Source organism: Flavihumibacter sp. ZG627 (assembly GCF_000814325.1).
Lineage (GTDB): Bacteria > Bacteroidota > Bacteroidia > Chitinophagales > Chitinophagaceae > Flavihumibacter.
On the sequence record NZ_JPHF01000018.1, the window covers coordinates 1 to 10067 of the forward strand.

The window sequence follows — 10067 nt, forward strand, 5'->3', positions numbered from 1 at the left end:
GCCATTTAGGGGGCTAAGACACCAGATTGTATTGATGCTCATGGATACACACGTTCTAAATACAAACCCTCTAAAAGTTTAGAACTCTTAAAGGGCTTAAAAGGATACTTGCACACTTCCTTCTTATGATTCAAGAAATGTGCAATACCTTAAACGGATACTTGTGTTGAAAGTAGGATGGGTTCCATTACTGTATGTCTGTCTTTTGCTTCCTGTATATTTGGATCCGTCATGATAGCTCCAAGCTTCTCCATGTCTGTCACTTCCAACACTAAAACCACAGATTTAGGATCATTTTGATCCTGAAATGTTTTAAAGCTTGATACGGCAGGAGCAAAAATATTCACTCTGTCTTCATGGCCTTTAAGCCATGTTTCAAAATCACCTACTTTGTGTCTAACTACTACTGTTGGCATGATTATTTTTTTAATAGTTAAAGAAAAATATTAATAGATACCTTTCACCTACTACTATTTTATTACGCACCAGGGGGCTTCTCCTCAATATTTCTTTCTATCGTAATAAAGGGACTGATCATCAGATACCAAAAGGTTTGCTTCTTGGCACTGTCAAACTCCTTTAACCCATAATGCCGTGCTTCAACAGGGGAGTATTTATAGGTGCCGAATATTTTGTCCCAGAAAACAAATATGTCGGCGAAGTTTGAATCGGTATAATACTGGTTCTGGTCATGATGCACCTTATGGATATTGGGTGTGATAAATACCTTCCCGAATACTTTATCGGTCCAGGCAGGTAACTGAACATTGGCATGTTGCGCTACCAGGAAGGGCAGTTGCACAATCAGGTAAACGCCTAAAATCGGAAGGTCGATTCCGAATATAATACATCCCACCGTACTGGCTGTTCCAAATACCAGAACCTCCAGTGGATGCCCCCTGAAAAACGTAGAGGTGTCCATCCTGGTATCACTATGATGCACCCGGTGAAGCCTCCAGAACAAGGGTGACCTATGTGCCAGCCGGTGAAACCAATAGGAGGAGAGATCGAGGCACATCACGCCAACAATCACCTTTAGCCAGAGCGGTATTTCTATCAAATGAAAAAGCCCGATCCCGTTTGCGGATGACCACTTTACGATGCCTACCTGAACTACTGCAAAAGCCAGATTAGCGAAGAAAAACGGTAGCTGGAATAGAACATTATGGACGAAATGATTTAAGCGGCGGTCAAATTTAAATGGACTTCCAAGCAGATGCTCCAGACTGTAAAATAAAGCTATCAGGATGATGATAATGTAATTGGCATCAATCGAGCCAATGTATTTAATTATGCTTTCCATAATTCAGTGGTTGATTTTATTTAATCTCAAACAACACCATATTTATTCCTGCATCCTTAGCGGCAGAAAAGTAAAATGCAGTGCCGGGTTCTATATATAAATACTCCCCCGCTTTCAATCGCGAAAGTTCTTTTCCCTCAGCGTTATGCATGATTACCTGCCTGCCCGTAACCACCTGTGCTACCATCGGTCCACGGTCTTTAATGATCTAATCATTGAGCTCTCCCGCCATTAGCCGGTAAGCAGCCACAGTTTCATTTTCAAACAAGAGCGGGAAGGGTAGTGGCTCCAATTTTTTACCTGGACGATAAGCCGAAAGCAACTCAACATCAGTCACATGAAAGGGAACAGTATCACAATTACTCACCCTGTGCACCAGGGTATCATTTTCAAATGATCTGTACGAAGCATTGCCTATGGTGTTTTTCCCGCTTTGCCATTCCTGTCCCTTTATTTGTGTGCATACCATGGTGGTTGAATAATGCACGAAAACAGATGGGGTGGAATGGATATGAAACATAGTTGTATCGCCCGGCTCTATATTTACATCCAGCAGCCTGATATATTTATTTTCCAGGCTCAACTTATGCAATGGTTCCTTGCTTACCTGCACCTGGGCAGATACTGCATATGAGTTGCATATGATTATAAGTAAAAGCGCGGTCCGTTTCTTTTGCATTCTATGAATTTGCAAATAGCTAATGGTTAGGGGTTGCTTTTCAGGTAGGGTGAAGAAGAATTGCTGCGGCGGGTTATTAAGGTAATGCAATTATTCAGAAAGCGCAATCATTAAGATAGTTCTCTTTTCTCCAGCTCCACCACAGCCTGCATCTGCTTATCCACTTTCAGGAACTGCAATACCAACCATGCCAATGCAATGATAATTGCAGAAACAAAAAGGGAAACCGTCCAGCTATAGTTTGCTTTTACCGGACCTATTAATCCGGCAAAGGACATCTGCCCCAGGTTGGCAATCGTCATGTATAAAGTGAACTGGCTGGCCGACACCTTCTTCCAGCAGCATTGCATGGCAATGGCGAAGATGCCGATACAGGCAAACGTATACAGCAGATTGTAAATGATCATAAAGGCGTAGATAAAACTTCTGTCGCCCCAGTAAGCTTTTGAAAACGACAAAATGGCAATGAAGAAAATCGTCCCCACGAAATATACATTCAACATGCGCATTTTGCCGTATTTCACCATCAGAAAACCCCCAAGTACCATTCCGGCAATGCCTCCGACAAGTTTTGCCGTAGAAAAATACCGGGAGTAATCCAAATTCGTCCAGCCCAATTCTGTTACCGTGAATATGGGCAACATGGTGCTCATATATTTAAATCCGCCCTGGCTGATAAAAAGTACAGAAGCCACCAATATGGAATTTCTTAAACTGCATACACTGTAAAGCGATCGGAAGATCATCCGCCAGTTGCTGAGCTGTAATTTCTTCGACTCCGGCGAGGCCTTCCCTTTCGTCCACGGTGCAATTTTTTCGCCCTGCCGCTCTCTTAAAAATATTGGCACCAGCATAATAATGCCGATCACGATCGCCAGCATCAATATCGCAACAGTAAAACTGAATTCACTCAGCAGCCAGCTTCCAACCGCCAATGAAATAGAGATCCCGCAAATTTTTGATCCCCACATATACCCATTCGCCGTTGCCTGTTGTTCTGCTGGAATAATATCCACCGCCATGCCATCGGTTGCCACATCCTGGAATGATCCAAAGAAGGCTACAATAAATGCAGCGATCATCAAATGGTTCAGGTTATTCAACGGATCGGGCACATAGGCCAGGTGGATACAACTGAGTATCAGTCCTGCTTGTCCAACCAGTATCCATGGCCTCTTTCTTCCCATCGGCAAATAGGTGTAGCGATCCATCAGCGGCGCCACAATAAATTTGATGCTCCATGGCAGCACAGCAACTATCACGAAGCTGGCAATTTCTCCCGGCGATTTCCCATTCATGGCCATCCATGCCGGTATACCAAAAGTTAACATCCCTTCCGGCAGCCCCTGGGCAAAATACAGGGCTATGAAATTGAAGTATCGTAGCCATGTATTTTCCGAGAGGGATGGTATGCCGCGGGTTTTGGGGTCTGCAAATGGTTGGGCTATTTGCATGGCACTGGTCTAAGGTTTAAGGTTTAATGGTTAATGATATCTTACTTAGAACTCAGGTCCTTCCGCATAAAAAGCAGTTCGCTCCATGATTCGTCGAGATAGTCTGATACGTCCCTCAGATATTGTGCATGCGATCCTTCTCCATTAGCAGCTTCATAGACCTCTTTAAATGGCTTGCGATAGCCGGATGCTCTTTCTTTTAGTCCATCCTTATACCTCGTCACCAAAGTATACTGCGCCTTACCACTGCTGCTGGCAGCATAAACGGCTACAGTTACGCCAGCTGCGGTCCAGGTTTTTCTCAACCTCTTGATCATCTTCACCACTTCATCGCCCTTGCCTATTTTGGGATATACATGTGATATATTGATCTTGTCAGTGAACTCCCCCAATCCAGTTGTACTTAGGGAATCGATATAAACCGAATAGCCGGCCGATTGCCTGTCAGTTAAATGAGCAGATACATTCTTGTTCCAGTCCTGTGTGTGCGCCTCACCCAGGTCACCTCTTGCATCTTCGCTTTCCCAACTCTTTGGTCCCTCGGTGATATGATAGCCGCCGGCATCGGGGCCCGACTGTATCGCAAATACCCTCCACGTTGCATCGCCGGTATGGTATTTCTGGGCATGGGCAGCAAGGCCTTTTTCGAATTCACTGATCTTATCCATTTTTGGGAATACCCGGTGGGTGGAGATCACATTCTTGTTTTGCGCGGTAGCCGCAACAGGTAGCAGCGCCAGAAGGCAATAAATGAATGCTTTTTTGAAGATTAATTTGAGTGTCATTGTCGATTGGTTTATTGGTTTAGTGTGAAAGACAAAATTCCGCCACCAATCAAATTTCTGTGAGGACAAACCCGCCTTTGATCCCTATAAATCCAGCATTTAGTAGGACAAATTCTTCATGATCAGGATAATTTCATCATTCTGCAGCGAAAGCCCGGTTTAATGTATAGAAAGGGTAGTAAAAATTGCAGCTTCTATTATCTTTATAAGGAAATGCCCCCGCGTTATACCCCTCCTAAACTGCTGGCAACCATTTTTTGGTTTTGCCTGGCACTGCCTCTATTCGGGCAGCAGAAGTATGAGTGGCTGACCACCTCCAACGGCTTATCGCAGGGCTATGTTTATGATATACTGCAGGATAAGGATGGCTTCATGTGGTTTTCGACCAAGGCGGGACTCAACCGTTATGATGGCTACAGCTTTAAGGTGTTTTCGCATGATGCCTACAATCCCAATACCATCAGCAGCAATTCCATCAATAAACTTTTTGAAGACAGTAAGGGGCGGCTCTGGATCGGCACCGAGGATAACGGTTTGAATGTGTACGATAAAACCAAAGGGATCTTTCACCACATATTGCACGACCCTAATAATCCAAAGAGTTTGTCGGGTAACAGGATTCCCGGCGATGTGATCGAGCTGACGGATGGACGTTTTCTGGTGTATGCATCTAATAAAGGGTTTAATCTTATCAGCCTTCCCGCCAATTATTTTGAAAGAAATCAATCGCCTGCCATAACACGCGTTGCTGCTGTGTCGGACGCATCCTATGTTCCCCTCTGCAAAGATGAAAAAGGTCGGATCTGGACCACCAGCAAGGGAAAGCTCTACCAGTTTGATGCTGAAAAACTTGCCTTCGAATTTCGGAAAGACAGTATAAGTTTCAGTAACTCCTATACCACCAATGCCAACGGCAGCATCCTGATGAATGGTGAAAGATTTCAACTGGTGGAATTTGATGAGGGGTTCAGGACCTATCCTTTGTTTACCCGCTCAATTACAATTGGCAACGAATCCAGTTTTTTAAAAAATGAAAAGGGAGAGATCTGGATCGGCATACCCAATCTGAACCAGTTGCTTGTTTATGATATAAAAAAATGGGAGAAAGGAAAACCGATTGATCCGGAGGATGCTTTGCTGTTCAGGGATACGGCAGTGGCTCCCATGAAAATGCTGAGAGACAATTCAGGTAGCTTATGGCTGGGCACAAATGGATATGGTATTCGGAAATATACTTTTGAAGCGGAGAAATTTAACCACCTGGCAAAAGGATATAGTGTAAGGAAGATCAACAGCTATGATCAAAATGAGATCTTCCTGATAGGATGGGGGGCTGGCAGTAGAATAACTACCAAAGGTGCACCGCTTGCTGACCTGTTTGCGAAAACAGGCTATACCCCGCATAATTATTTTATCTCAAAAAGCGGCAACTTCTGGATGATCAGAAAGCAAGGGCTTGGACCAGATAATCATATTGCTACCGCAATTGAAAAATATGATCCGGCAACCGGGACAAGAAAAGTATTTCCTGTATCGCTGCAAATAAGTTATGATGCCTTGGAGCCCATCCTGGAAGATAAGGATAGTAATATCTGGGTATGTGGCTTAAACGGGAAGGTGATCGTACTGGATCCTGAAACCGGCGCTGTGTCTGCAATCAGCATCAATACAGATGCAACCAAGGCAATGCTTCCCGATGCATTTATAACTGCATTGTACCAGGACGGGAATGGCATTTTCTGGATCGGTACAGAAGAGGGCTTTGCGCGGATGCAATATGATAATACAGGCCGCACCGCTCCCGCAATAACCTGGTACAGGAGTAAGACCAATGATAAGAATTCCCTCAACTTTAATCATGTATCCTGCTTCCTGGATGATCCGGCAGACAATAACCTGCTATTGATAAGCACCAAGGGTGGAGGCCTGAATATTCTCGATAAAACAACGGGTAAGTTTTCCCATATAACCACGCGGGAGGGACTCTGCAATAATGTTGTTTATGGAACACTGGCCGATGAAGAAGGCAATATTTGGGGCAGCACCAATAATGGAATTTTTTGTTTGCTGAAAGCAAGAAAAGATGAAAAGGGGAGATGGTTGTTTCGTCATTTCACCAAGGCTTCCGGTCTGCAGGACAATGAGTTTAACACGGGAGCATTTGCCAAACTGAACAATGGCGATCTGGCCTTTGGAGGTGTTAACGGGTTGAATATTTTTAATCCGGCCACCGTTTTAAAAACCGGCATTTCACCAAACGTTTTTATCACAAATGTTTTAGTAGGAAATGAAGCTGTGTTGCCCAATGATAAAACGGGAATACTAAAACAAACGATAGAGTATACGCCATCCATTACCCTCAATTATGCGCAGGATATTTTGACGCTGGAATTTTCATCCCTCGATTTTACGGCACCCAACCAGAACAAATACCGTTACCAGTTGGTGGGAATAGATAAAGACTGGGTGGAAAGCGGCACGAGGCGCAATGCTACTTACTTACATCTGCCTGCAGGCGATTATGTTTTTAAGGTGCAGGCCAGCAATAGCCAGGGCGTATGGAGTGATAAGATAAGGGAGCTGCAGGTAAATGTGATGCCGCCATGGTGGCAAACATGGTGGGCTTACCTGGTGTATGTGGTGATAGCGGGGTTTTTGCTTCAGACCTTTTTTAAGTTTCGGCTGAACAAAGCGAAGCTGCAATCGGAATTACATTTTGAGCAGCAGGAGGCAAAGCGTGTAAAGGAACTGGATACACTTAAAACACAGCTCTATGCCAATATCACACATGAGTTCAGGACACCATTAACTGTTATCCTGGGGATGGCCAACCAGGTAAAAAGCGATCCTGCCAAATACCTGGATAATGGCCTTGATATGATTGTACGCAATGGCAACAACTTATTAAAGCTGGTCAATGAGATGCTTGACCTCTCCAAACTGGAAGATGGCAAGATGACCTTGAATTTAACCCATGGCGATATCGTTGTTTTCCTGCGCTATATAGTGGAAGCATTTCAATCGCTTGCTACCAGTCAGCAAAAGCAGTTCCATTTCCTGGCCGATACTGATGAGATGATAGTGGCCTATGATGCAGAGAAGATCAGGCAGATCATTACCAATTTACTTTCCAATGCTTTAAAGTTTACGCCGGCTTACGGCAATGTATATGTGAATATTTCCCAGGTAGCAGTAGCGGATGATGAGAAGACCGGACTGTTGTTAAAGATAAAGGACACGGGCATTGGCATACCTGAAAACCAGATCGAGCATATATTTGACCGGTTTTACCAGATCGACAATAGTCATACCCGAAATGCGGAAGGCACGGGCATCGGACTATCCCTAACGCGGGAGTTGGTGAAGCTGATGAATGGGACAATAACGGCGAAGAGTCCGCCAGTGGGGGCAACGAAAGGAACGGAGTTTATCATTACGATCCCGCTCACCAAAGTTTATAATGGGGCAAGCAAGTCTGCTGCGCCTTTGCATGAAAATACAGTTGCGATACCATTGGCAGCACCGGTTGTTGATTATATAGACGACCATTCAAATAAGGATAACGGTGTGCCGCTGATATTGCTGGTAGAAGATAATATTGATGTAGTAGCCTATACGGCGAGTTGTTTGCCTGATTATAAATTAAGTGTGGGGAAAGATGGTCAGGAGGGATTTGATATTGCGGTGGAAACAATTCCGGATCTGATCATTACCGATGTGATGATGCCGTTTATCGATGGCTTTGAGATGTGCCGGAAGCTGCGGCAAGATGAGCGGACCAGCCATATCCCTATCATTATGCTCACTGCCAAGGCCGACATGCAGAGTAAGCTGGAAGGTTTGGAAAAAGGCGCGGATGTTTACCTGGAGAAGCCCTTCAATAAAGAAGAGCTGTTGGTGCGGATAAGAAAGTTGCTGGAACTGAGAAAGAGATTACAACAATACTATAGCAGTCAGATTGGAATTGTAGCGCCTGCAGCGGGTGTGTTGGCGGGTGCGGGAGAATTGGCGGCTGAAGAGCCTGCCGAGCATGAGTTTGTAAGAAAAGTAAGGGAGCTGGTAGAAGCCAATTTCACCAACTATGAATTCAGTGTGGAGCAGTTATGCCGGTTGATGTTTATGAGTCACTCCCAATTGCATAGGAAGTTGGAAGCATTGACAAGCTGTTCACCAAATAGGTTCATTAAGCTGGTGCGATTGCAGAAGGCCAAGGTGTTGCTAGCCAACCCCTCTCTCAGTATTGGCGCTATAGCTTTGGACTGCGGCTATATAGATGCCGGTTATTTTGCCAGGGTCTTCAAGCAGGAGTATGGCGTCACCCCGCAGGAGTGGAGGGTGGGGAGGTGAGTATCATTGAAATTCTCCCATATCGTCAGTTTTGAAGATGTAAATCTGGTCTGTTTCCGTGGAGCTATTATATGTTTTTGACTTTTGGCTATTTATAATGTACCCGCCATCGCTGGTGGGTATTACAGTTTTATTAAACAAGAATGTTGAAAACTCATCATACAATTTTTCCCAAATCTTATTTCCATTTTTGTCGAATTTATATATAGCAGCTTGCGCACTATTATCTAACTGAAATCCTCCTGTAACAATTAATGAATTATCGATTGTCTCCGCAACAGAGATACCTCTTGTAGGATTATCATACACAAAATAGGCCCACTTATTTTCACCATTTGAGTCAACCATTTGGAGGTAAAAATAGGGGCCGGAAGACATATAAGAATATCCTGTGAAGACATAATTTCCTTCATTCGTAATTATAATATTTTTGGGAAAAGCAGATCCTATATCGTAATATGTTTTTTCCCATATCATAGTACCATCCATTGAAAGTTTTACCACCCAAAAATCAGCATCAGGTTCATTAGTAGCGCCTAAAACAATTAATTCATTATTGGATTCTATTTTTATATCAAAAAATTCTTCTCTGCTAGAACGTGAATATGATTTTGCCATCAAAAGGTTGCCATTTTGATCATATTTATTCAAAGTAGCCATTACTGTAATACCTGGAGTACTACCAGGAGCTAAGCCAACAGCATAAATTGACCCGTCACCACTAACTGTAATCCCATTTATAATTTCCGATGGTAAATTTGAAGCTTTGCGCCAAACCAGATCTCCATTATTATTAATCTTTATCAGGTTATTGTGGCCACAAATGATGTATCCATCTTTATAATTCACAATTTTATTTTCAGAAGGACTTCCAGAATAACTATACCGTTGCTCCCAAATCTTATTGCCAATGGAATCGATCTTAATTGCAAACATACTAATAGCTCCATCTGGCCAATTACCAAGCTGTGAGTCACCAACAATAACATATCCACCATCATTAGCCTTTACCATCTGTCCAGTTTTTTGATAGCTATATCCTGTAATTGGTCCGTATTCTACTTTCATTAAAAACTTCAACCAGTATTTTTTGGTTGTAAAGTTTATTACCTGAGTATTCTCCTTTGATTTGGAATCAACCGCAACAACTTTTACCCTATATGAATTGATCTCTCTTAGATTTTTGAATGTATAACTCAGTTCTTTATAACGCTCGACTTTCAGCGTATCATTTAAATAAATATTGTATGATACAGAATCATTATCAGGATCTATAGATTTTGTCCAATTTAATTTTGCAGTATCCCATGAAATAGACTCCAATGATATTATAAACTGACCTGGAGGATTGTTAGGAATGTTTGGTACAGGTGGAGTGACAACAGGCGTGCTATTTTTTTTGCAGCTAATTAAAATAAACATAACGGTTAGCAGAATAGTAAACGATGGCCCTAGGAATTTCGTCTTTTGCATATTATATGACTCGTCCTGAAAAAACC

8 protein-coding genes are annotated in these 10067 nt (G+C 43.1%); 1 reads left to right on the forward strand and 7 read right to left on the reverse strand.

Annotated features, from left to right (window positions below; all coding sequences use genetic code 11):
- Window positions 1-149: 149 nt before the first annotated feature.
- The 6 genes from HY58_RS18210 to HY58_RS19105 all read right to left on the reverse strand — a co-directional run bounded on the left by HY58_RS18210 (window position 150) and on the right by HY58_RS19105 (window position 4221).
- Window positions 150-416: a hypothetical protein gene (locus HY58_RS18210; RefSeq protein WP_039135534.1), complete on the reverse strand. Its 267-nt coding sequence runs from the start codon at window positions 414-416 to the stop codon at window positions 150-152.
- A gap of 62 nt (window positions 417-478) precedes the next feature.
- The gene (locus HY58_RS18215) at window positions 479-1303 is read right to left on the reverse strand and encodes a sterol desaturase family protein (RefSeq protein WP_039135536.1); all 825 of its coding nucleotides are present in this window, start codon (window positions 1301-1303) and stop codon (window positions 479-481) included.
- A 16-nt stretch (window positions 1304-1319) separates the two neighbouring features.
- Window positions 1320-1490, reverse strand: coding sequence for a hypothetical protein (locus HY58_RS19580; protein WP_156123760.1), 171 nt, complete (start codon window positions 1488-1490; stop codon window positions 1320-1322).
- A gap of 21 nt (window positions 1491-1511) precedes the next feature.
- Complete coding sequence (locus HY58_RS18220; RefSeq protein ID WP_039135539.1) at window positions 1512-1982, reverse strand: hypothetical protein; 471 nt, start codon at window positions 1980-1982, stop codon at window positions 1512-1514.
- 110 nt (window positions 1983-2092) lie between these two features.
- The gene (locus HY58_RS18225) at window positions 2093-3436 is read right to left on the reverse strand and encodes an MFS transporter (RefSeq protein ID WP_039135542.1); all 1344 of its coding nucleotides are present in this window, start codon (window positions 3434-3436) and stop codon (window positions 2093-2095) included.
- A gap of 41 nt (window positions 3437-3477) precedes the next feature.
- The gene (locus tag HY58_RS19105; protein ID WP_052324285.1) at window positions 3478-4221 is read right to left on the reverse strand and encodes a hypothetical protein; all 744 of its coding nucleotides are present in this window, start codon (window positions 4219-4221) and stop codon (window positions 3478-3480) included.
- A gap of 162 nt (window positions 4222-4383) precedes the next feature.
- On the opposite strand from HY58_RS19105, the gene HY58_RS18235 reads away from it, so the two are divergent.
- Entirely contained in the window at window positions 4384-8568 is a 4185-nt protein-coding gene (locus HY58_RS18235; RefSeq protein ID WP_039135544.1) for a hybrid sensor histidine kinase/response regulator transcription factor, read from the forward strand.
- Window positions 8569-8571: 3 nt separating this feature from the next.
- Here HY58_RS18235 and HY58_RS18240 read toward each other — a convergent pair.
- The coding region (locus HY58_RS18240; RefSeq protein WP_216593835.1) for a fibronectin type III domain-containing protein at window positions 8572-10067 on the reverse strand (1496 nt) is incomplete at its 5' end.

Bases quoted from the DNA above. Each gene is read 5' to 3' on its own strand.
- HY58_RS18235 (WP_039135544.1), top strand. From the start codon at position 4,384: ATGTATAGAAAGGGTAGTAAAAATTGCAGCTTCTATTATCTTTATAAG.
- HY58_RS18210 (WP_039135534.1), bottom strand. From the start codon at position 416: ATGCCAACAGTAGTAGTTAGACACAAAGTAGGTGATTTTGAAACATGG.
- HY58_RS19105 (WP_052324285.1), bottom strand. From the start codon at position 4,221: ATGACACTCAAATTAATCTTCAAAAAAGCATTCATTTATTGCCTTCTG.
- HY58_RS18215 (WP_039135536.1), bottom strand. From the start codon at position 1,303: ATGGAAAGCATAATTAAATACATTGGCTCGATTGATGCCAATTACATT.
- HY58_RS18225 (WP_039135542.1), bottom strand. From the start codon at position 3,436: ATGCAAATAGCCCAACCATTTGCAGACCCCAAAACCCGCGGCATACCA.
- HY58_RS19580 (WP_156123760.1), bottom strand. From the start codon at position 1,490: ATGGTAGCACAGGTGGTTACGGGCAGGCAGGTAATCATGCATAACGCT.
- HY58_RS18220 (WP_039135539.1), bottom strand. From the start codon at position 1,982: ATGCAAAAGAAACGGACCGCGCTTTTACTTATAATCATATGCAACTCA.